16 protein-coding genes are annotated in these 23,685 nt (G+C 57.6%); 6 read left to right on the top strand and 10 right to left on the bottom strand.

What is annotated here, in order from left to right:
* Positions 1–27: 27 nt before the first annotated feature.
* The 5 genes from WCO56_20345 to WCO56_20325 all read right to left on the bottom strand — a co-directional run bounded on the left by WCO56_20345 (position 28) and on the right by WCO56_20325 (position 5,253).
* Positions 28–942 (bottom strand): hypothetical protein, encoded by a 915-nt coding sequence (locus WCO56_20345; GenBank protein ID MEI7731935.1) that lies wholly within the window; start codon positions 940–942, stop codon positions 28–30.
* A gap of 451 nt (positions 943–1,393) precedes the next feature.
* Positions 1,394–2,110 (bottom strand): isoprenyl transferase, encoded by a 717-nt coding sequence (locus tag WCO56_20340; GenBank protein ID MEI7731934.1) that lies wholly within the window; start codon positions 2,108–2,110, stop codon positions 1,394–1,396.
* A 32-nt stretch (positions 2,111–2,142) separates the two neighbouring features.
* A complete protein-coding gene (locus WCO56_20335) occupies positions 2,143–3,414 on the bottom strand; it encodes an adenylosuccinate synthase (protein MEI7731933.1) in 1,272 nt (423 codons plus the stop codon).
* A gap of 125 nt (positions 3,415–3,539) precedes the next feature.
* On the bottom strand, positions 3,540–4,445 hold the full coding sequence (locus WCO56_20330) for an SMP-30/gluconolactonase/LRE family protein (protein ID MEI7731932.1): 906 nt from the start codon (positions 4,443–4,445) through the stop codon (positions 3,540–3,542).
* Between the two features lie 70 nt (positions 4,446–4,515).
* On the bottom strand, positions 4,516–5,253 hold the full coding sequence (locus WCO56_20325) for a polyprenol monophosphomannose synthase (GenBank protein ID MEI7731931.1): 738 nt from the start codon (positions 5,251–5,253) through the stop codon (positions 4,516–4,518).
* A gap of 544 nt (positions 5,254–5,797) precedes the next feature.
* On the opposite strand from WCO56_20325, the gene WCO56_20320 reads away from it, so the two are divergent.
* The 6 genes from WCO56_20320 to WCO56_20295 all read left to right on the top strand — a co-directional run bounded on the left by WCO56_20320 (position 5,798) and on the right by WCO56_20295 (position 15,637).
* Positions 5,798–6,874 carry a cohesin domain-containing protein gene (locus WCO56_20320; protein MEI7731930.1) on the top strand — a complete coding sequence of 359 codons (1,077 nt, stop codon included), beginning with the start codon at positions 5,798–5,800 and terminating at the stop codon, positions 6,872–6,874.
* Between the two features lie 724 nt (positions 6,875–7,598).
* Entirely contained in the window at positions 7,599–9,575 is a 1,977-nt protein-coding gene (locus tag WCO56_20315; protein MEI7731929.1) for a PAS domain S-box protein, read from the top strand.
* Between the two features lie 136 nt (positions 9,576–9,711).
* A complete protein-coding gene (locus WCO56_20310) occupies positions 9,712–11,238 on the top strand; it encodes a sulfatase-like hydrolase/transferase (GenBank protein MEI7731928.1) in 1,527 nt (508 codons plus the stop codon).
* A 306-nt stretch (positions 11,239–11,544) separates the two neighbouring features.
* Positions 11,545–13,011 (top strand): sulfatase, encoded by a 1,467-nt coding sequence (locus WCO56_20305; protein ID MEI7731927.1) that lies wholly within the window; start codon positions 11,545–11,547, stop codon positions 13,009–13,011.
* A gap of 111 nt (positions 13,012–13,122) precedes the next feature.
* The gene (locus WCO56_20300; protein MEI7731926.1) at positions 13,123–14,622 is read left to right on the top strand and encodes a Gfo/Idh/MocA family oxidoreductase; all 1,500 of its coding nucleotides are present in this window, start codon (positions 13,123–13,125) and stop codon (positions 14,620–14,622) included.
* Between the two features lie 49 nt (positions 14,623–14,671).
* The gene (locus tag WCO56_20295; protein ID MEI7731925.1) at positions 14,672–15,637 is read left to right on the top strand and encodes a TIM barrel protein; all 966 of its coding nucleotides are present in this window, start codon (positions 14,672–14,674) and stop codon (positions 15,635–15,637) included.
* An 18-nt stretch (positions 15,638–15,655) separates the two neighbouring features.
* Here the strand turns inward: WCO56_20295 and WCO56_20290 are convergent, their stop codons facing one another.
* From WCO56_20290 to tsaD, 5 genes are all read right to left on the bottom strand, one after another.
* The gene (locus tag WCO56_20290) at positions 15,656–16,594 is read right to left on the bottom strand and encodes an endonuclease/exonuclease/phosphatase family protein (GenBank protein ID MEI7731924.1); all 939 of its coding nucleotides are present in this window, start codon (positions 16,592–16,594) and stop codon (positions 15,656–15,658) included.
* Between the two features lie 17 nt (positions 16,595–16,611).
* Complete coding sequence (locus tag WCO56_20285; protein ID MEI7731923.1) at positions 16,612–17,775, bottom strand: LptF/LptG family permease; 1,164 nt, start codon at positions 17,773–17,775, stop codon at positions 16,612–16,614.
* Between the two features lie 122 nt (positions 17,776–17,897).
* The gene (locus WCO56_20280; protein MEI7731922.1) at positions 17,898–19,265 is read right to left on the bottom strand and encodes an aconitase family protein; all 1,368 of its coding nucleotides are present in this window, start codon (positions 19,263–19,265) and stop codon (positions 17,898–17,900) included.
* Positions 19,266–19,313: 48 nt separating this feature from the next.
* Positions 19,314–22,379, bottom strand: coding sequence for an SUMF1/EgtB/PvdO family nonheme iron enzyme (locus WCO56_20275; protein ID MEI7731921.1), 3,066 nt, complete (start codon positions 22,377–22,379; stop codon positions 19,314–19,316).
* Between the two features lie 96 nt (positions 22,380–22,475).
* Positions 22,476–23,510 carry a tRNA (adenosine(37)-N6)-threonylcarbamoyltransferase complex transferase subunit TsaD gene (tsaD, locus tag WCO56_20270; GenBank protein ID MEI7731920.1) on the bottom strand — a complete coding sequence of 345 codons (1,035 nt, stop codon included), beginning with the start codon at positions 23,508–23,510 and terminating at the stop codon, positions 22,476–22,478.
* Positions 23,511–23,685 lie beyond the last annotated feature (175 nt).

Raw genomic sequence — 23,685 nt, 5'->3', positions numbered from 1 at the left:
AAACCAAAACAGCTTACAGAAAAACGACTATGCTAACTCGTAAACTGGGGCTAGGGAGAGCGCCCCGTAACTCTCAACCAGCGTCCCGCTGTTGCTCCAAGCGCCCAGCAGGGACAGGGTGCCACCGTTGATTCCCTGCGCCAGCCCCTGGTTGTTGAACGACTGCGCGTTAACCGTAATGGTCCCACCGCTGACGTCGGCGGAAATCGTGCCCTGGTTGATCACGGCCACATTCGGCGCGCCACCGTAACCAATCGTCCCGGTCTGGCCGCGAATGGTGATGCCTGCGCCATTGGTCAGCGTCGTCCCAGCATTGGCCAGAAACAAGGTGTTGTTGGGATGATTGCCAAACACCACCGTCCCGTTGCCGCTCAAAGTTTGGCTGCCCGCAAAACCGATGCTGCCGATCCACCCGTTGGTGGGATTGCCCACCAGCGCCGTGCCGTTCAACACCAAGCCATTGGCCACCGTGAGGTTTGCCCCGTTATAGCTGTTGCCCACTTCCAGCGTCCCGTTGACCGTCACCCCGTCCAACGTGCCGCCGATGATGGCTAAGGATGCCCCGTTGGTTGCCACCACCGTCCCGCCATGAATCGTCCCGCCAGTGAGCAAGAAGGTCCCGTTGGTTCCCAGAGTCGCGGTCCTACCCAACACTAAGGTGCCTCCGGAAAGGTTGAGGGTTTGCGCGCCGCTAACCGCGCCCACCACCACGTTGGTCGCCGTCGAACCGGTCGTGACCGTGACGGTGTAGGTTCCGCTATTGGTGATCCAAGCCGTATCTGACGCGCCCGGCACCTGGCTCGGGCTCCAGTTGGCGGCGGTATTCCAGTCGCCGCCAGCGAGGTTGGTCCTGACGAGGTTGGCACCGTGGGAGTCCAAAGCACTGAAAAGCAAGACAGCCGCTAAGGCGCAGTAGCACGCAAAGTGCGTTAATAAGCTCATATTCCCAGCATGTGATTTGCAGGCGAACAACCTTGGAAGCGTTTCTTTAGTGTTCATAATTTGATCTCACTGTTACACACCGGAAGCCGAGGCTTCCACAGACAATCCGTTTCATACCGTGTGTCGAGTCCCAGCGCCCATCGCATTGGGGAGTCCGTACCCGCACATATTTCAAATACTAATCAATTATATAAGACTATACAATACAAGCGCAGACACTTACCATCTTTTGCTTTTTAATACCCACTAATTGTCATACCCAGGTTCACGATAACAATGGATTAGGTCGGGTAATCAGCTTGGAATTCAAACTTCTGATTTCAACTTGAATGCTATCTTCTGGCTTCCAGCACCTGGCTTCGCGATATAATTTTTTTGCCAGTAAATCTTTTTGCCATGGCCGATTTCCCATCCGAGGTTAAAATTGTGTGGGGAAAATCGTTTTACCACATTAAATTCCACCGAAACGACGATGCCGCCGGGCATACTCCTCCAGCGCCTCGCATAACTGCGGTTTGCGGAAGTCAGGCCAGAGCACGGGCGTGACAACCAGCTCCGCATACGAAATCTGCCATAGCAAAAAGTTGCTCACACGCATCTCCCCGCTTGTGCGGATGAGCAAATCCGGGTCTGGCATATTGCGCGTATAAAGATGCTGGGTGATGACTTGCTCGGTAATCTCCGCCGGGTCAAGCTGACCGTCCTTGACCTTCTGCGCGATGGTGCGCATGCACTCCACGATTTCCGTGCGCCCGCCATAACTCAGCGCCAACGTCAGGGTCAGCCCGTTGTTTTTCGCCAATGCGGCCTGGGTCTTCTTCAACTGGTCCTGCACAAACTCCGGCAGACGGTAGATCTGTCCGATGACTTCGAGGCGCACGTTATTGCGGTTCAACTCCCCGATTTCACCCTTCAGAAATCGCGCCAGGTACTTCATTAAGGTATCCACCTCGTCCTTGGGCCGGTTCCAGTTCTCCACGGAAAAGGCGTAGAGCGTCAGGTATTTGATCCCCAGTTCGCCACAGGCGCGCACGGTGGCGCGCACGGATTCCACGCCGTTGCGATGCCCTTCCACACGCGGCAAATGCCGCTGTTTGGCCCAGCGTCCGTTGCCATCCATGATGATGGCAATATGGGCGGGCAGGGCGGCTTTGGCCTGGGTACTCAATTGTGATGCATGCGGCTGAACCGTCACGTTCGTTAGACAAAGATGGTCTGTGCGCGCGCAGGCCCCACGGAGGCAATCATCAGCTTGGCACCAGTCAATTCTGCCAGTGCTTTCAGATAAGCACGGGTCTTGGCTGGCAAATCCTTCCAAGTCTTCGCCTCCGTGGTGGGCGTTTTCCAGCCTGGGAACTCCGCGTAAATGGGTTGGCATTGCGCGAGTACCTCGATGTCGTTAGGCATATAATCCAGCCGTTCGGAGCCATAACGATATGCCACGCAGACCTTGATGACATCCAGCGTGTCCAGCCCGTCAATATTGGTGACGGCCAGCAGGTCAATGCCATTCACCATCGCCGCATGGCGGGTGGCCACGGAATCAAACCAACCGCAACGGCGCGCGCGTCCGGTGGTGGCGCCAAATTCCCGGCCCATGCCGTGGAGCATATCGGCAATCTCGGCGTTCTCGGTGGGCAACGGTCCTTCACCCACCCGGGTGGTGTAGGCTTTCATCACGCCCACCACGGTATCCATTCGGTTGGGCGCAACGCCGGAACCGGTGCTGGCACCGCCAGAAGTGGTATTGGAGGAAGTGACAAAGGGATAGGTGCCGTGGTCAATATCCAGGAAAGTGCCCTGCGCGCCCTCGAACAGCATGTTGGCTCGCTTACCCATGGCTTCATTCAGTAAAATAACGGTATTGGTGACAAACGGCTTGAGGCGGTCACCAGCAGCCCGGTATTCATCATGCATCTGCTTGTATGAAAGCGGCTTCGCGCCCATGGCTTTCAGTACGGCGTTATTTTCCGCGATTCGCAGCTTGAGCGTCGCGGCAAAACGCTCCGGGTTGACCAACGTGCCCATGCGGATGCCGACGCGCGCCGCTTTGTCTCCGTAGGCGGGGCCGATGCCGCGTTTGGTGGTGCCAATCTTGTTTTTGCCCTTTTGCACCTCGCGCTGGGCGTCCAGTTCGCGATGATACGGCATGACTACGTGGGCGGCGTCGCTCAAAAAGAGATTCTTCTCCGTTACCTTCACGCCGAGTTTGGCGAGTCCGTCAATTTCCGCCACCAAGCCAACGGGGTCCACCACCACGCCGTTGCCGATGACGCAGCGTTTGCCGGGGCGCAGAATCCCGGAGGGAATCAGGTGCAGCACATACTTATCTTTGCCCAGAAATACCGTGTGGCCGGCATTGTTGCCGCCCTGTGTGCGGACCACGATGTCCGCTTGCTCCGTGAGCACATCAATGATTTTGCCTTTGCCTTCGTCGCCCCATTGGGCACCCACTAAAATTGTATTAGCCATAAAATATATTTAACATTGAGCGGATAAAAATCCCGAACCCTAGCGCCGGGATTTATCGCACAGTCATGATTCATAGGGTAAAACGCCGGCTGCGGGTGTCAATCCCGGATTCCATGAAAAGCGCCTTAAAAGATGCCTTTGGCGCGCATCTTGATCCCGTACACCGAACCGCTGGCGGTGATGAACAGTAAATCCTTGCCTTTCCCCGCGAACGTGATGTTGGCGGTCCAGCGTTCCGGCACCTCGATGTGCTCGATTTGTTTGCCGGTTTTGTCGAAGACCGTCACGCCTTTGCCAGTCAAATACAGGTTCCCCTCCCGATCAATGGTCATGCCATCCGAGCCCAATTCACAATGCAGGCGTTTATTAAGCAGTTTCCCCTGTGGTTGAATATCGTACGCGTAGGTTTTTTTTGCTTTGATGTCCGCCACGTACAGTATTTTGCCATCCAGCGTGCCAATGATGCCATTGGGCTGCACCAGATCATCGGTTACCCGGGTTAACTGCTTGCGGTCTGCGCTCAGGTAATAGACATGTTCGCCGTCCTGCTCCTTGGTGTTCGGGCGTTTCCAATAATCCTTTCGGAAATAGAACGGATCGGTGAAATACAGGCTGCCGTCCGACTGAGTCCATACGTCATTGGGACCGTTGAGCAGTTTGCCTTGGTACTCCTTGACCAGCACCGTGGTTGCCTTGGTCTTGACATCAATGGCCCATAATTCGTTCTTTTCATCCGCGCAGGCAATCAGCGTTCCCTGGGCATCGAACCGCATGCCGTTGGCCCGTCCGCACGGTTGCATGAAGGTCTCGAATTTGCCGGTGGCGGCATCGTATTTTACGATCCGGTCATTCGGCTGATCGGTGAAATACACGTTCCCCTCCTTGTCGGTGGCGGGTCCCTCGGTGAACTTATATCCGTCGCTGAGTTTCTCCAGTTTGGCGCCCGGCGCGATAAGGTCGCTGGCGACGGCGGATAGCAGGCCCCCCAACAGGGCGCCCAGGCAAAGACTCAAGTGCATCGTTTGTTTCATAGTAGGGGGCAGTCTAAATCGTCAGGGTCGGCAATGCCAGCCTGTTCTTATCGGGCCAGTTTTAAAAAACTCAGTCCTTCGGTTTTCGCGGGGAACGGCGCAATCCGTTCTGCAGCCACAATTGCCAGACCATCCAGATGGCTTCGTAAACAATTTTGCGGGACATTTTGGAACTGCCCATGAACCGGTCGGTGAAAATGATCGGCACCTCCGCGATGCGCAGACCGTGCCGCCACAGTTTATGGGACATCTCAATTTGAAAACTGTATCCGTTGGACCGGACGCCATGCAGATCAATCCGCTGCAAGGCGTGCCGACGGAAACATTTAAACCCGCCGGTGGGGTCACTGATGGTCATGCCGGTGATGATCCGCACATATTTGGCCGCCCCCATGCTCAAGAGCAGGCGGCTCAGCGGCCAGTTGATGACCCGGATGCCCTTGGCATAGCGGGAACCAATCACCAGGTCCGCGTTTTGTGCGGCCTTTAGAAAGTTGGGGATTTCTTCGGGGTTATGGGAAAAATCCGCGTCCATCTCCATGATGAATTCGTAATCCCGTTCCAACGCCCAAGCGAAGCCAGCGCAATAGGCGCGTCCCAACCCGCTCTTTTCCTGACGGTGCAGCACGTGGACCTCGGGATGTTTGGCGGCCAATTCATCCGCCAGCTTTCCGGTGCCGTCAGGCGAATTATCGTCCACCACCAGCAAGTCCACTTTGACGGGCAGGTTTAAAAGCCGTTGGACGAGCGGAGGCAGATTTTCCCGCTCGTTATACGTTGGCACTACGACTAACGTCTTTTCACTCATGCGCGTCGAGCTGCATGAAAGCCGATTCCCCCGCCGAAAACAAGCGCGAAAAACGGACATGGAAAAAAACACGAACCAAAGCCACTTAACCTTGGAAATACCGGATTCACCATAGATTCCCAGAACCCGGACGTTTCACGACACTCACAACTCTAGTTCCTGACTTCCAGATACTATCTCCTGCGCATCATTTTTCTGCAAAAGAATTGGTCCCAATTTTTTTGCCATGTTTGGGTTCCCAGATTCGGGGTCAATTCGGAATCGTAACAGTTTAGCTGGTACCGGAAATCCAACGGCAGTTGAAACTGGCCCAGGCCGCGCAACCGTAATACCTCCAGGATTACCGGATTTCAGCAGAATCAATTCTATGGTCTTACCCCGGTTGTTTGACACCTCATTCCGGTATGCGCGCTGGTGCTGACCAAATTGGTGATGCTCGTTTACTATCAATATACCTTGCCCCACTTTTGCCCTCCTGATATGCCGTGCAAAAGACCTCCGAAAAAGCGATTGACGAATCACCCTAAGCGCGCATCATGTCGTCATGGAAGTCAATGAGAAGCAAATCTCTTTAACTGCAACGCGCCGATTGACAAGGTGCTGTGGCACTGCAACAGTAAAACTCCTGCTATCCGTTTTGCTCTTGCTACCAGTTCTGGAAGGAAACGTTCACGCCCAATGGGAGGCGGATATCTACCCGCCATGGACATATATCAATGGAATTGCTTACCCAGGTGGGGATGGGGACGTTCGATATCTGGATTGGAAATGGCTTATCCGCTATGCGGTTGGCTTCGATACAGCTAAATGCGGAGACGAATTTGCAGCCGCAGACTGTGCGCCTATGGCAACGTTAGGCGATGGGGCTATCACCGTGATAGATGTGGTTCAGGCTGTCCGCTACGTCATAGGATTAGACCCGCGTCAAATACTAGGCGGCCCGACGAATGCGGTTCCAAAGCAGCCGCTGCTGGGCGGATCGCGAACTATTTCGATCACAGCCTCCAACCTCTCCATCGGGCAAGATGGGACGGTCGGGGTATATCTTGACGCGCAAGGGAATGAGTCTGGTCTTGGCTTCAGTTTGACTTTCAATCCCACAAGGCTTCACTTCCAACCGCCCGCAGATTCTGGCGAGTATTATCAATTCAACCAGAGTAACACGTTAATCACTATCAACTCCGCTGACGCTAAGAATGGGCACATCGGCGGCATGATCATTAGGAATGACATGTCACCGTTTCCGCCCGGAAGGCAGAAGCTTTGCGAATTGACTTTCACGGGGATCGGCCACGGCCCGGCTGCGATCGGCTTTTCCGACACACCCGCGTTTCGCGAGGTTTCCGACACCAACGCCACCCCATTGTCGGCGACCTACGTGGATGGGACGGTGCAGGTTACTAATCCGCCCTGTACGCTTGGCGTCATAAAGCACGCGGGCAATGTTGAGCTTTCACTCAGAGGGACCCTGGGAGTTGATTTTGTCGTCCACGTCTCCACGAACCTGACGAACTGGAGCGAACTGATGACCATTACCAACACGAACGGCACTTCTACTTTTTCGGACCCAGCCGCGACGGACAAAGGCAACCGATTCTATCGCGCTTCTTCGCCCCCTTAACGAGATGGCGAATGCCGCAGAGCAGTTCGCCTTGATTTTTCGTAGGAGACGGAGACGGTCGCAGTCGGTACGCTTAGCCCTGTGACGGTCAATTACCGCGAACAATTTGAGAGTCTCCAAAAGGGGGCAGAAAAGTAACAGTTTAGCTTGTACCGGAGTCCAACGACAGTTGAATTGGCCCAGGCCGCGCAACCGTAACACCTCCAGGATTACCGGATTTCAGCAGGTGCTTTGGGTGGTGCCAATTAGGCGAATAGCTTCCTGCGCCAGCGGAAACACACTTCCGCCACGGAAACGACCTTCCGCGCCAGCGGAAGCGCACTTCCGCCACGGAAATGACATTCCGCACCGTCGGAAGCGCACTTCCGCCACGGAAACGACCTTCCTCGCCAGCAGAAACGTATTTCCGCCACGGAAATGACCTTCCGCACTAGCGGAAGCACACTTCCGCCACGGAAATAACCTTCCGCGCCAGCGGAAACGCACTTCCACCACGGAAACTGATTTCCGCACGTTAGGAAGCGCGTTTCAGCCACGGGAATGCCTTCCGACATCCGAAAATGGCACTTGGAAAAGTGGTTGGACTACCAAAGAGGTTGGGCTATAACAACGCCCTCAATGAGACCATTTTATTGTCCATTCTGGAGGCAGATTACGCATTGGTCGGTCAGAAATGGGGCAACTTGTCCTTGACATACCGCCGTACTATGGCAAGGCTATCCGCATGACCCAGCCTATTGATGGCAGTGAGCTAAACAGTCTGCGCCAGCAGGCCCAAGTAGCGTTGCAGGAGAGCGAGCGACGCTTCCATGCGCTGGTGCGGGATTTGCCGAATATCGCGGTGCAAGGGTACGACCAGAACCGCCGGGTTATCTTTTGGAACGCCGCCAGTGAGGTCCTCTATGGTTACAAGCGCGGCGAAGTCATGGATCAACTGCTGGAAGAACTCGTCATTCCCCCGGAGATGCGGGACGCCGTCATTGGCGCTATAACGAATTGGGTGACCAATGGTGTCCCCATTCCCGCCGGCGAATTGACGCTGCAGAAAAAGGATGGGAGCCCGATCCACGTTTTCTCCAGTCACGCCATGTTGGTCAACAGCCACGGCGATCAGGAGCTGTTCTGCGTGGATATTGATCTCACCGCCAGCAAGCAGGTCGAGGCGTCGCTGCGCGAGAGCGAGATGCGCTATCGCATCCTGTTCGACCGGGCGAATGATGGCATCATGCTTTTGACGGCCGATGGCAAGCTGACGGCGGTCAATGAATCGTTTGCCCGCATGCACGGTTACACCGCAACCGAGATGCAGGTCATGAACTTGAGGGACTTTGATTCCCCCGAAACAGCCAAACATATTCCTGAGCGGATGCGCCGCTTGCTGGCTGGGGAGGCTTTGACCTTTGAAGTGGAACATTATCACAAGGACGGGCATTTATTCCTGCTCGAAGTTTCAGCCAGCCTGGTTACCCTTGGCGGGCAAGCCGTCATCCAATGCGTCCACCGCGATATCACCGAACGCAAACGGGCGGAGGCGGAAAAGGCCAAACTCGAAGCCCAGTTCCATCAGGCTCAGAAGATGGAATCCGTGGGACGCCTGGCGGGTGGCGTGGCGCACGATTTCAACAACATGCTGCAAGCCATCCTGGGAAATGCGAACCTGGCCCTGGATGAAATTCCGCCGGACAGTCCGATCCGCGAAAGCCTCGAAGAAATCCGGTCCTGCGCCCGGCGCTCCGCGGACCTGACCCGGCAATTGTTGGCATTTGCCCGGCAGCAGCCCATCGCTCCCAGGGTGCTGGACTTGAACGAAACCGTGGAGAGTTTGCTAAAGATGCTGCGCCGGCTCATCAGCGAGGACATTCAATTGGCTTGGTTGCCTGCTACCGACTTGGCGCTCATCAACGTGGATCCCACCCAAATTGATCAGGTTCTGGCCAATCTCTGTGTCAACGCGCGCGACGCCATTGACGGCGTGGGCAAGGTGACCATCGAAACGGGGAATGCGGTCATGGATGACGCTTATTGCGCCGATCACCCAGGGGTTATGCCCGGGGCGTATGTGCGGTTGGCCGTGAGTGATGACGGGTGTGGCATGGACAAGGCAACGATGTCCAAAATCTTCGAGCCATTCTTCACCACCAAAGGCCTCGGCAAGGGGACCGGCCTGGGCCTGGCCACGGTGTATGGCATCGTCAAACAGAACCACGGATTCATCAGTGTTTCCAGCGAACCAGGCAAAGGGACAATCTTTAACCTCTATCTGCCCCAGTACGTCGGCGAGCCCGCCGCGCCCCAAAAGGAGAGCGTGGCGGAAAGGCCCAAAAGTTCCGGGGAGACGGTGCTGCTGGTGGAAGACGAGCCGGCTATTCTGGCCATCGCCCGGAGGATTCTTGAGCGGCTGGGGTACACGGTCGTGGCTGCGAACTCACCGAGTGAAGCAATCCGGCTGGCCGATCTACACGCGGGCGAGATTCACCTGCTGATGACCGACGTGGTGATGCCCGAGATGAACGGACGGGATCTGGCCCAACGGTTAATGGCACGCCACCCGCAGCTTCGGTGCCTCTTCATGTCCGGCTATACGAGGGATGTCATCGCCCACCACGGGGTGTTGGCTGAGGGGATGAATTTCATCGAGAAGCCTTTCACCATCGACGGCGTGGCCAATAAAGTCCGAGCCGCATTGGCGCGGAATGCATAACTATACTGGCGCTCGCCAGCCGATTGAGATTACTTTCCGAGGTCGCGCGGCGTCTTGATTTTTCGTTAATGAATGAAGGCGACTTAATGGATTGGGTTGATATTCCTGGTTTGGCTGGATAACGTGCCGCCACGTTATGAACCGAGTGCATCTCGCGGCTTTGTGCCTGACTTTGATCTGGTCGCCCTTGTCCCTGACGGCGGCGGAAACGAATCGTTTCAACCTGCTGGTGTTTATCACCGACCAGCACCATGCCGAGGTGCTTGGTTGCGCGGGGAATCCGATCGTGAAAACGCCCAACCTGGATCGGTTGGCTCGGGAAGGAACCCGCTTCAACCGGATGTTTGTGCCGGTGCCTTACTGTTCGCCCACCCGCTTTGCGCTCGAAACGGGATTATACCCCAGCTCGGTGGGACTCGGGCGGAACATTGATCAAAACGAGGACCCGCTGCGTTTGCGCGAGCCCCGGCAGACCTATCATCATCCCCTGGCTGCGCTGGGGTATCACAACCACCAGTTGGGCAAATGGCATCTTGGCTCCCCTGCGGAACTCAAGTGCTTTCCCGAGGCAACCACCGATGAGAACGATTTTCATCAACTCATGAAGCAACGCCGGAAAGCCGCTGGGGATCTGCTATTCGACGCCGGGCCGCGGGACGGGGAAACGGAATTGCTGGGCGATATTTACCTGACCAAAGCCACGGCGGAAGCCCACCGCCAATGGCGTCAGGAAAAGGGCACGCCCAAACAGGATGTTGGCGTGATCGGTCGTTCCCGGCTGAAACCCGAATTTCATTATGAAACGGTGCTGGCGGATTATTGCAGCGACTTGATCAAACGGCACCAGGGCGAGCCGTTTGCCATCACTTATTCCGTGAGTCCGCCCCACGCGCCTTGGATTGCGCCGGCACCGTTTTATGACCAGTACGATCCCGCCCAACTGCCGCTGCCGGCAAGTTGGACCAACCGGCCCGCAGCCTCGGCCGAAACGGCCTCGGCCCGCATGACCCGGATTTATGGCGAGGCTGGCTTTCGCGAATACCTGCGCTGTTACTACGCCCAAGTCACCATGATGGATTGGTGCTTTGGCCGCATTTTGAAAACGCTGGACGAATTGAAACTCACGGACCGGACGTTGATCGTGTTCACCAGCGACCACGGCAACATGCTGGGCCAACACGGCATGATGGATAAAACCCTCGTCACCTTATACGATGACCTCATGCGTGTGCCGTTCCTCATGCGTCTGCCCGGCGCGATTCCCGCTGGAAAAACGGTGGCTGGCCTCGCCCAAACGGTGGATTTGCCCTGCACCATCCTGGATTATTTGGACGCGCCGCCGCTGACCAACGTTCACGGTGCCAGCCTGCGCGGCCTCATCGAGGGGAAAGCGGATGGACGGACGGCGGTGTTCGGCGAGCGCGGCAACCCGGATGATATAAACTGCGGGCGCATGATCCGTACCCAACAATGGAAACTCTGCCTCGTGCGTCAGAACGGGCGCGAATTATACAACCTGGAACGCGACCCGGAGGAAACGCGGAATGTGGCGGACGATCCCGCAAATGCCGAGATCGTGAAAACGCTGGAACAACAGCTTTGGCAGCACATGCAGGAAATTGGCGATCCGGCTCTGCCACTGAAAAGGGGAAACCCGAAATAGTCACACACCGATGGGGCGCTGTTTTTAGTGGGCGTTTGTCTCTGGTTAAATCCGAATGCCGAAAACACGCCACCGCCACCTGTGGCCGGGGCCGGGCTGGAAAAACGCCGTGCTTCAATGTGTGAAACGCGAACCGGCTACCAACCGCGTGCCAGCCATCGGATTCCGGATTCGGTATTCGGTATTCTTTCGGTTTTCGGCCCTCGGATTTCGGGTTTAGCTGGCCCTCATTCCATTCAAAATAGCGAGGAGCCAGGTGGTGCTTTTCTGTTGAGTCGCGTGGATTGGAGTGATACTACCGAGGCCATGCACTATACTACCGCGTATTTTGTCCGCTGGCTTTGCCTGCTGGTGGGGATGTTTGGGATGGCGGCGCAATTGCCTGCCACCGACACCGTCAAACCGAACGTCGTTTTCATTTTGACCGACGACTTGGGCATTAACGACCTGCATTGTTACGGGCGGCAGGAGCATCACACGCCGAACTTGGATCGCCTGGCGGCGGATGGCACGCGTTTCACCACTGCGTATTGTGCCCAACCGATATGTTCGCCATCGCGCGCGGCGATCCTGACGGGCAAGGCGCCGGCGCGGCTGCATTTGACGACGTTTCTGCCGGGGCGGCCTGATTGTGTGTCGCAAAAGGTGATTCACCCGGAAATTCTCATGCAAGTGCCCCTGGAGGTGAAGATGCTGCCCCGGTATTTCAAGGAGGCGGGTTATGTCAGCGCGTGCATTGGCAAATGGCATGTGGGCGGCAAAGGGTTCGGCCCCCTGGAGCATGGCTTTGATATGTATCATCCCGGCAAGCCGAACACGGTGCCCTCGGAGACGGAAGGCGGCAAGGGGGAGTTCGGGCTGACGGCGGCGGCGATCAGTTTTATTGAGACGAATCAGCAGCGTCCGTTCTTTGTTTACCTGGCGCATAATACGCCGCACATCCCCTATGCGGCGCAAGCGGCGCGGATGGACCGGCAGCGCGGGGCGTTTGAGCCGGTGTACGCGGCGGTGATCGAGTCCATGGATGAAACCGTTGGTCTTCTGTTGGCCAAGCTCGACGCCTTGGGGCTGGCCACCAATACGCTGGTGATTTTCACGTCGGATAACGGCGGGCTGCACGTGCCCGAGTTGACGCATTCCCGGATCACGCATAACACTCCCTACCGGGCGGGCAAAGGGTTTGTGTATGAGGGCGGGTTGCGCATTCCCTTGATCGTGCGCTGGCCGGGCCACGTGCCGGCGGGGCGAGTGGTGCAGGAACCGGTGGTGAACACGGATTGGCTGCCCACGTTGATGGAATGCATCGGGCAACCCGCGCCGACGGATATGGATGGCGTGAGCCTGGCCGGCCTGTTGCAGGGCAAAAGCCCGGCGCCAGCACGCAAATTATTCTGGCATTTCCCGCATTACACCAATCAGGGGAGCCGCCCATCCGGCGCAGTGCGCGAGGGGGATTGGATGTTGGTGGAGTATTATGACAGCAGCAGCACGGAGTTGTATAACCTGGCGCAGGACGTTGCGGAAACGCAGGATTTGGCCGCGCAAAATTCGGCCCGGGTCACTTCCATGCAGTCCGCCCTGGCCGCGTGGCGCAAAGGCGTCAATGCCCAGGAGAATTCGCCGAATCCGAATGTGGATATCGGGAAGTATCGTGCGTTATATCAGGATGTGGACGCCAGCCGCTTCGAGCCCGCGAAGGCGGACGCCGCCACATGGGAGAAAATGCAAGACTGGCGGAAGCTCATGAACGAGGTGGTGCGGAAAGGAAAATGACCAGGCGCGAGCGGACAGACCCAAGGCGTAAAACGCAGAAAAAACGCGCCAGAACAAAACCGTTGGCAGGACAGGTGCGAAAGGATAGTCTGTTGAAAAGACGATTATGCTATGAAACCGATCTCGCGCCGAAGTTTTTTGCGCCGTTCAACGTTAACGGGAGCTGCCTTGACGGCCCTGGGCACGGGAGTTTCGCTCGCTCCATTTCAGCGGGTCCTGGGGGCCAATGAAGCCGTCCGGCTGGCGGTGATCGGGATCGGCTCCACCGTGAAAATTGGCGGCAAAGGTAAGCAGGATATTCGTGATTTTCGCAAAGTGCCCGACGTGCGCATTGTGGCCTTATGCGATGCGGATCGCGCCCATCTGGACGCCGAGGTTGCCCAGTTCAAGCAGCGCAACGAACCGGTGGCGGCTTACACGGACTTTCGGAAATTGCTGGAGGATAAAACCATTGACGCCGTCAGCATCACCACGCCGAACCATTGGCACTCGCTAATGGCGATTTTGGCCTGCCAGGCCGGCAAGGACGTGTTCGTGCAGAAGCCGGCGTCGCATAATATTTTTGAGGGACGCAAAATGGTGGAAGCCGCGCGGACCTATCAGCGCGTGGTGCAGTGTACCAGCGGTTCCCGCTCGCAGTCGGGCATCAAAGAGGCGCTGGCCTTTGCGCGCCAGGGCGGGCTCGGCAAAGTCCGGTACATTCATGGGGTGAACTTCAAACCGCGCATCAGCATTGGCAAAGTCAATGGGCCAACGCCACCACCGAAGACGCTGGACTATGATCTATGGTCGGGGCCGGCGCCCCTCCTGCCGGTGATGCGGGAGTACCTGCATTACGATTGGCACTGGGATTGGCACTATGGCAATGGCGATCTGGGCAATATGGGCATCCATTACATGGACGGCTGCCGCATGGCCACTGGTCTGGACCGTCTGCCGCGCCATGTCATCAGCATGGGTGGACGCTTCGGTTATCGCGATGACGGCCAAACTCCCAATTCGTTGTTGACCTACTTCGATTATGAGCCGATTCCGGTGATTTTTGAGGTGCGCGGTCTGCCTCAAAATCAATCATTTCAGAAAAGTCCTTGGGACCGCAATCCCAAGGCGACCATGGACACGTTCTGCGGGTTGCAAATCGGGGTGACTGTGCATTGCGAAAATGGGTACATCGCTAATAACAAAGCGTATGATCCCGAGGGCAAGCTCCTTCAGGAATTCAAGCCCACCAACCCGGAAATGTACGCCAACTTCATTGCCACGGTGCGGAACCGGAAGGTCGCCGAATTGGAAGGGGACATCCTGCAAGGCCATCTCTCAGCCGCGCTGGTCCACATGGCCAATATTTCGTACCGGCTGGGCAAGGCTGCACCGCCCGGAGAAATCAAGGAGCGTATCGGTGGACGCAAGGATTTAGCGGGCGCATTTGCTCGCTTCCAGGCGCATTTGAGCGCCAATGCCATTGATCTCGATAAAACGCCAGTGGTGCTGAGTCCCTTGCTGACCATGGATAACGACGCTGAACGTTTTACCGGTGAATTCAGCGCGGAAGCGAATAAGCTGGTTTCGCGGGATTACCGCGCGCCGTTTGTGGTGCCGGAACGGGTATGATGGCCGCGAACCGGCTCAAACGTAAACATCATCCAAGAAAATAAATACTATGAAACATGAATTGATAACGCCGGGTCAAATGGCCGGGAATCATGAATATCGGGTGAAGTCCCCCCTTGCCTCGCGCCGGGAATTCCTGGCGGCTGGCGTTAAAACCACTTTGGGCACGTGTGCCCTGGCCCTGCTTCCGACGTCCCAGTTGCCGGCCGCCGAAGCGAAGAAAGGCGCCAAAGTTCGGTTTGGGTTTACTTCGTACCAATGGGGCAAGGATTGGGACATCCCGACCACGATTGCCAACCTCCAGCAGGCGAAGGTGTATGGCGTGGAATTGCGGACCAGCGCAAAATATGCCCATGGCGTTGAGCTGACCTTGAATGCGGATCAGCGCAAGGAGGTTAAAAAACGCTTTGCCGATAGTCCCATCACCCTGGTCGGTATATGCAGTGCCGAGCGCATGGATTGGCCGGACGCGGGGAAACTCAAGACGGCCATTGAAGCGGCCAAGGCGCATATTAAATTGAGCCATGACGTCGGTGCCACCGGTGTGCGAGTGTTCCCGAATCAGTGGAATCCCAATGTGGCTCATGAAAAGACCATCGAACAAATCGCCCGCTCGGTGGATGAAATCGGCGCGTTTGCGGCGGAATACGGCCAGGAGGTACGGCTGGAGGCGCATGGTCCGGCAGGCGAACTCCCCACGTTGCGGGCCATCATGGATCAAGTGAAACAACCCAAAGTGCGGATCAAACTAAACAGCGACGCGCGCGATGCCGCAGGCAATGGGTTTGAGGCGAACTTTAAGCTGGTAAAGAATTTCCTCGGGCACACGCTTCACGCGCATAATCTCAAGGATGAGAAGTTCCCTTACCAACTCCAGATTGACCTGTTGGTGAAGCTGGATTGGGACGGCTGGGGATTATTGGAAGCTTCCGACCAGGTTCCCGACCGCGTGCAGGCCCTTACTGAGCAGCGGCAACTTTGGGAACAAATGGTGGCCAAGGCGATGCAAAGTTAATTTACGTTGCAAACGAGGTCACGGGCGATCCTCAGCGGTGAACGTGGCGACAATGGGCCGGTGGTCCGAGGCGAGGCCCCAGTTGGTGGTGGCCAGCACGTAGGTTTCGTCCTTGATCCATTCCCTGGCCATGCCTTTGCTCAACAGGATGTAGTCAATGCGCGAGTAAGTGTCTTCTTTGCCAAAGAAATGAGTCCAGGCGATGTTACGCGGGTCCCAGCGCGGATTTTCCGAGGGCAGGTTGTCGCCGTTGCGCTCGGCGGGCCGGGTGTCCACGAGGCCGGTTTTGGAGCTGGCGCGGCCCAGGATGGCTTTCACGCTTTTTGAATCCTTGGTGTCATTAAAATCACCGAGGACCACCAGGTTCAGGTTGGGGTTGGCGGTGAGATGCGCTTCGATCTTTTCCCGCAGCAGCAAGGCCTCTTGTTCGCGCATGTCGGCTTCGTCCGCTTCCGCAATGCTGCGTTTGGATTTGAGGTGGGCCGCCAGCAGGGTGAACTGGTAGTGCGCATTGACTTGGATGCCAACTTCGGCGAAGCCGCGGCTCACCGGGAAACGCCGGCCAAACAATAAATAGGTGTCGTTGGTATGCGGATGGCGGTTGATGATGGGAAAGCGGCTTAACACGGCCACGTGAATATTCGTGTCGTATCCGGTGACATGCTCCCAGTAGGGCAGATTCAGACCGGCATGCTTCAGGGAGGATTGCAATTCGAGCAACGCGTTGGTGCTGCCCATTTCCACCAGGGTCAATACATCCGGCTGCATGGCCAGGATGCTCTCGCGCACTTTTGCCTTGGCGGGTTCGGGTTTCGCCTGGCGCGTGCCGATCGGGGCATCCAGGTAATTTTCGACATTAAACGAGGCAATGCGAAATTTCTCGGCCGCACGCAGAGTGAACTGGTTGGCGGTCAGGGTTAAAAGGGCCAACAGGGCGAACGGGAAGCAGGGTTTCATGGGTCAGTAAAAGCAGGTTAATTTCGATTGGCGCGCCAGAGCAGCCAGGCCCCCACCACTTGGAAAAGAAAATTGGGGATCCAGCAGATTAAATAGGGGTACACCTTCGCATTGGTATCCAGGCTCCCGGCCATGATAAGAAAACTGTAATAGACGAGCACCAGCACCAGGGCGACGGCCATGCCGACGCTGGTTTCCTTGCGATGGCTGCGGATGCCCAGCGGAATGCCGACCAGCGTGAAACCAATGCAGGCAAAGGAAAAGGCTACCTGGCGGTGCATTTCGACGAGGATCGGGGTGGTTACGTCCACCATTGGCAAACGCGATTCCGCCATTTTCCGGCGAATGCCTTGGGCGTCCATACCCGCCAGCGATCCGGTCTGCATTTGGGCGGCTTCGATTTGCCGCAATTCCTCCCGAAGTTGCCCAAAGGTCATTTCGTTTAGTTTTGGTTTGCGGGTGGAAACGGAAGGCAGCGCGATGACATATTCCGATTCCCCGAGGAACGGCAACGGCTGCCAGTTCCCATTTTCGAGGGCCGCGCCGCTGGAGTTGTACAGGTGCAGCACGAACTGGTTGGTGCCAGGCTGGCGCACGAGTTGCCCGCGCTCTGCCCGCAGGTTCACCACGATTTCCGAGTTGGTGTTCAGCTTGGAGATCAGGAGGTGGTGCAGATCGTTGCCCTTGATTTGATCCACATAGATGATGAAGCCGGGAATGTCCCGGATGAAACACTTTTCGCTCAGCACGGCGTCCGGGCGTTTGTTGCCCAGATCGTAGATCAGGTTTTTGTAAACAAACCGGCAACGGGGTCCAATTTCCATGTTCACCAGGGCGCACACGCAACTGAACGCGGCGGCCAGCAGCAGCATGGGAGTGATCAACGCCAGCAGGGAAATGCCGCCGTTGCGAATCGCAATTAATTCCCGCTCCGCACTGAGGCGGCCAAAGGTCAGCAGCATGGCGGTGAGCATCCCCATGGGGAGGGAGAAGACGAAGACGTGCGGAAGCAACAGTCCGATCGCCATGCCGATCACTTTGATGGAGGCGCGGTCATTCAGCAGGATGGTGAAAATCTCGCGCAGCACGTTGCCCAGCAGCAACACAAACGTAAACACGGCCACCGTCATCATGGTGGTGGCCAGCACTTGGCGCGTCAAATAGGTGTGCAGTGTTCGCATCCGTTTGCCCTCACCCTAACCCAGAAGGCCGGTCTTCGGGAAAACATTTTTTACGGATTCCCGACAAAAAAGAAACCAGCCGGATTGGTGAAATCCGACTGGTTGGTTACAGCAATCAGAATTTAAACAAACTCGCGCGGATCGGTGATCTTGCCGGTGATGGCGCTGGCCGCCACGGTGGCTGGCGAGGCCAGGAATACCTGGCTTTCCTTGTGGCCCATGCGGCCGGGGAAATTCCGGTTGGTGGCACTGATGCACTTGAGCGGGGTGTTCATGCGCCCGAACGTGTCCACCGGGCCGCCCAGACAGGCGGCGCAACCCGCGTTTTCAGTCATCATCACGCCGGCCTCCACCAGGATTTGCCAGAGCGTCTTGTCATCCCAGCGCGTGGTTTGCAGTTCATTGAGAATCTCAGGCGTGGCGGGCACCCCGAAGGTGTCAATACTCACCTTGCGTCCGCGAATGATTTTGGCAAAGGCCACAAAATCACTGGTTTTGCCGCCCGTGCAGGACCCGATGTAGGCGCGGTCCAACTTGATATGGCCCATTTCCTTGGCGAGCTTGCGCTGGCCGGGATCAGGATGGCACGCGACGGTGGGTTCCAATTTGTCCAGATGCACCACCAATTCGTAGCAGAACTTTTGATCCGAATCCGGCTCGGCGGGCGTGTATGAGGTCTTGGTGCCGTTCAACCGGGTGCGGTTATCCACGTATTCCGCCGTGCGGGCATCGAATTCAAAGATGCCATTTTTTCCGCCCGCTTCGATGGCCATGTTAGCCACGGTCATCCGGTCGTCGATGGACAGCCAGGTTACGCCCGGGCCGTCGAATTGCATGGCGCGATAAGTGGCCCCGTCAAAACCGACTTCGCCGATGACGTGCAGGATCAGGTCTTTGGCCATGACGCCCGGTTGCATTTTGGCTTCCAGGCGGAAGTGCATGGTTTCGGGAACCTTGATCAGGAGTTTGCCGGTGCCCATGACAAAGCCGGCGTCGGTGTTGCCGATACCGGTGGCAAATTCATTGAATGCACCGGCGGTGCAGGTGTGGGAATCCGTGCCAAAGAGCACCTCTCCGGGACGGGTATGGCCTTTCTGTGGCAGCGCGCTGTGGCACACGCCGGCATACTTGGAGCCGAATTGCCGGATGAATTGCCCCTTGGAAACATCGAATGCCCAACTGCCTTTGGTGTCGTCAATGACATCGTAGAAATAGGGCAGGTTTTGTTCCTGGGCGAATTCGCGCAGGATGTCCACATTGCGGTTCGACTTGGAGTCGGCCGTAAAAATGTAATGGTCCGGGGTGATCACCACTTTGTGGCGGTCCCACACTTTGGCATGCTTGCCAAATTCGCGTTTGAACACGCCAATGGTGCCCGGGCCGCAGACATCGTGCGTCATCAGTATGTCTGCGTTCACCCAGATGTTTTCGCCGGCCTGCACGCGGGCTTTGCCAGCGGCGCGGGCCAAAATTTTTTCAGTCAACGTCATAAAGTATATAAAGTTAGCCGAGGATAGCGGCGCCTGCAATAGTGGAAATCAGCGTTCGCCAAAACCGAGCACCACCCGAAAACCGGTTTGGGTGTTGCGCGCGTTAGGCAACGCGCGGTCGCGGTCCGAGGAAAACAGGGGCCGCGGGCTGCCGACCGCCCAGGAACCGCCGCGCAGCACCCGGGCCTGCTCCCCATCAAACGAGTCTTCGCACCATTCCGCGACGTTGCCGCTCATGTCGAACAACCCGAATGGGTTGGGCCGGGCTTCCGATTTGCCGACCGGCGCGGTGGTGACCGCGTGATCATCGTAGCGTTCGAGATAGGCCGGCAAACCGGGAATGCGTTTTCGCGCGTTTATATCGGCAAAATTTCCCGAACGTGGCGGGGGCGGCCAGGCGGTCCCCCAGGGATAGACATTGGGAATTTTATCACTGCGCTCGGCGGGCGTGTTGCCTTGTTCCGGTCCCAATCCGACGGCATCGCTCCATTCCCGATCCGTTGGCAGGCGGTACGATTGGCCGTCCGCCAAGTCGCCATTACGCTGTTCGCTTTCGGTGAGCCATTGGCAAAACGCTTTGGCATCCGACCAACTGACCATGGTGACGGGGTGGTCCGGGTTGGAACTCACGGGCGCACCCTGATAGGTTACTTTGACCCAGGAGTTATCCATGCCGGAGGTTACCTGGGCATAGGCCGAGTAGTCCTTGTAACGGGTTTCGTAAATGGAAAACAGGGTTTTGGTGCCATGCACCGGGGCGAAGATCATCCCCAGACTGTTCGTCCATCGCGCTCCGGGTTGCGGTTTGCCTTTGAGAATACGGCGTACGGGTTTCTCCCTTTCATTGCCGGCGGAGGGGTTGAAAACTCCCTTGAAAAAACGACCGACGGTGGCTCCGGCTTCGGCAGCCCCGTCCACGGCGCTGGCAATGGCCTCGCCCGTTTTGGAATGTGAATCGGAAGTGACCATCTCTGGCGCGGCCCGGGCAGGCCCGGGCTGAGTGGGTGGCGGGGTAACATGGACGGGGCGAACTTCAGGGGGACGCGTGGGGATGTTGGTGGGGCGCACCTCTGGTGTGACCACGACCACTTGAGGGGTGACTGGCGGCGTGGGTGGGTGAATCGGCTCGGGCTTCGCTTTGGCCTCGATGACGGCGCGCAGGCGAGCCTCTTCCAGCGCGCGCGACTGAGCGGTCAGGCGCCTTTCATCCTCCATGGCCCGCTGACGTTTATCGTCCAAGGCTTTGGTTTCCGCGATGGCCTTTTTCCGGGCTTCCTCAAGGGCGCGCATTTGCGCGGCGTTCTTGGTGCGGGTTTCCTCTTGCGCCCGCGCCTCGGCTTTGATGCGCGCTTCATCGGCGGCGGCGCGTCTCCAAGCGTCTTCCAGCGCTTTGGACTGCGCTTCGGCTTTCTGTTTTTCTTCTTCGACGGCCTTGGCCATGGCGGCGTTTTGCAGGCGGATTTCCTCCTGCGTTTTGGCTTCCGCCTTTAACCGAGCGTCCTCGGCGGCCAGCCGTTGCCGGGCCTCCTCCAAGGCCTTTTCTTCGGCGGCGGCTTTCAATCGCGCGGTTTCCTGCAGTTTGGCTTCAGCGTCGCGGCGGGCTTGCTCTTCCCGCAGGGCTTTTTCTTCCGCCTCTTGCCGCGCTTTCGCCTCGGCGTCGAGTTTGCGCTTGATCGCGTCGGCTGCCAGCCGAGCTTGTTCTTCGGCGGCTTGCTTGTCTTGCTCGGCTTTCAGCGCGGCTTGTTCCGTCCGCTTGCGTGTCGCTTCCTGCTCCGCCCGCTGGCGCGGCACTTCCAAGCCCCAATACCAGGCGCAGGCGCTGAGTATCAAAATCAAGACGGCCGCGATGCCCGCCGTGCGTAGATTCCATATACTGGGCGTGCTGGCATCGGTCGTGTGCGAAGTCATCCCCCGCCTCGGCTCGTGGGAAAAAGGATTTTTTTGTCCGGCGTCCGGCGTGCCCGCTGCGAGCGTCGTGGCTTTCTTGGTGCTGGTGGTGGCTGGAACGGTGACGCCGACTTCCGGTGCCGCCGGCGGCGTGGTGGCCCGCCGCATGGTTTGGGATTTCCCCATTTTTCCAGCGGTTGGTGAGCTGGCTGGGACGGTGGCGAATATTTCCGGGGCCACCGGATCGGTGGCGGGTTTGGTGGCGGCAATCGCATCCATCGCTGGCGCCACGGGTTGGTCGTCCGGTGGGGCTGCGATGGTTGGGAAGATGATCGGACCCTCGGCCGCCCCGGGTTCCGCAGTGTCACCGGCGGCGAGCCGGTCCCAGACTTCTTTGGCGCTTTGCGGGCGTTGGGCCGGGTCTTTTGCGAGGCACGCCATGACGACTTCCGTGACGTGTGGCGGAATATCGTTTTGAATCTGAAAATCCGCCAGCCGCACCGACATGGGTTCGGGCTCGGTATGCACCACCTGGTAGGGAATGATGCCAGTGTAAAACGGTGGGCGGCTGGTCAGCAAATGATAGAGCGATGCGCCGAGCGCGTACAGGTCATCCGCCGCCTTCGGTTTTTCACCGTTGATTTGTTGCGGACTCATGTAGGCCGCCGTCCCGCTGGTGGGACTTTGGACTGATACTCGGCTTAAGGAATCGCTCACCACCGCCGCAATGCCGAAATCCGCCAGTTTCAGCGTATTATCGGTGGCATCCAGCATCATGTTGGCCGGCTTCAGGTCGCGGTGAATGACCCCTTTGCGGTGCGCGTATTCGAGCGCGTCACACAGTTGCTTGATCCACTCCCGAATGGCTACCCATTGAAAGACGCTGCCCGGCTGGTCCCAACCCATGGCGTCGAAGGTCTTGCCGGAAATGAACTCCATGGAGAGAAAGGCGTTCTCATCGCGAAATTCGTGCAGGTCGTGAATGCGGATGATGTGGGGGTGGGTCAATAATTGTGCGCGCGCGGTCTCGCGGCGCAGTCCGTCGAGCGCGCGTGGATCGGATTGCACCGAGGGCGGCAGGAATTTCAGTGCCACCTGTTTGCGCAGGCGGTCGTCCTGCGCCAGCCAGACCACACCCATCCCGCCCTGGCCCAACTGTTTCACCAGGGTAAAGCGTTCCGCCCCGACCTTATTGCCGGAGACTAGCGGTATTAAATCATTGCTCATGGCCTTAAAGCACACTGTGGTGCATGAAAATTAAGATGCAATATCAGGTGAGGAAAGGCAATGGCGAATGTGTGGAGACTTTCGTCATCCGCTGGGTTATGCCGCGTCCAGTTGCCAGCCCGGTATAATTTCAGCGTCGAGGGCGGTGACTCTGGTTTTCGCCAGCCATTTGCGCTCGGCCAAAACCCCGATCATCGCCGCGTTGTCCGTGCAAAGGGTGCGATCCGCCAGGCGAAGTTCCAGGCGGTTTCGCTGGCACGCGACGGCCAATTCCTGACGCAAGGCGCGATTGCAGGTCACGCCGCCGGAGGCCGTCACACACCGGACGCACAACCGCCGGGCGGCGCGCATGGTTTTGGCGATCAGTGTCTCGACGATGGCCGCCTGGACACTGGCGCAGAGATCACGAATCGTTTGCGTGTCGTCCAGCAACCCGGGATGTTTTTGCAGGAAGTAGCGGACGGAGGTTTTTAAACCGCTGAAACTGAAGTCGTCATGATGTTCATGAATCATCGGACGCGGAAAATCATACGCCTTTGGGTTGCCCCCTTCGGCCAACCGGTCCATTTCTGGACCGCCAGGGTAGGGGAGCCCGATGAGTTTGGCCACCTTGTCGAAGCATTCCCCGGCGGCATCGTCTACCGTTGAACCCAGCAGGCGATGCTGTAATTCCCCTTGCACATGCACCAGCATGGTGTGCCCGCCGCTGACGATGAGCGAGACGTTGGGTTGCAATTTTGCGAAATCCGCCGCGGGCGGTTGACCGGCAATCCAGGGAGAATACAGATGCGCCTCGTGATGGTGAATGCCCAGAAATGGCTTGCGGGCCGCGAACGCGAGGGCCTGAGCCATTTTGAAACCCGCCAGGAGTGCCATGGGCAGTCCGGGCCCTTGGGTGGCGGCCACGGCATCGAGTTGTCCAGGGGTGAGGCCGGCCTCGGCCAAGGCCAACCGGACGACGGGCGGCAAGTTCTTCAGATGCTCGCGCACCGCCAATTCCGGCACTACCCCACCGTAGGTCGCATGGATTTGAATCTGCGAGGACACCACGTTGGCTAGTACTGTGCCGTCTCGCACGATGGCGGCGCTGGTTTCATCACACGAGGTTTCAATGGCGAGAATGGCTGGCATGGCGTGTGGCCGTGGAAGTCACGAGGTGAATTTGAAGGTCCAAGCCACGTCCGCCTTATAACTCCGGCGGTTACGTGATGCTGGTTCCCTCATTTGCTCGAGGCGACCTTATCCGGCTTTTTTTCCTGGTTGGAAAAGAGGGACAATCCTTTGAGCAAATCGAGTGCCCGTTCGA

This window comes from Verrucomicrobiota bacterium (genome assembly GCA_037139415.1).
Lineage (GTDB): Bacteria > Verrucomicrobiota > Verrucomicrobiia > Limisphaerales > Fontisphaeraceae > JBAXGN01.
The sequence above is the reverse complement of the archived record's forward strand: the minus strand, read 5'-3'. Positions and strand labels throughout refer to the sequence as shown.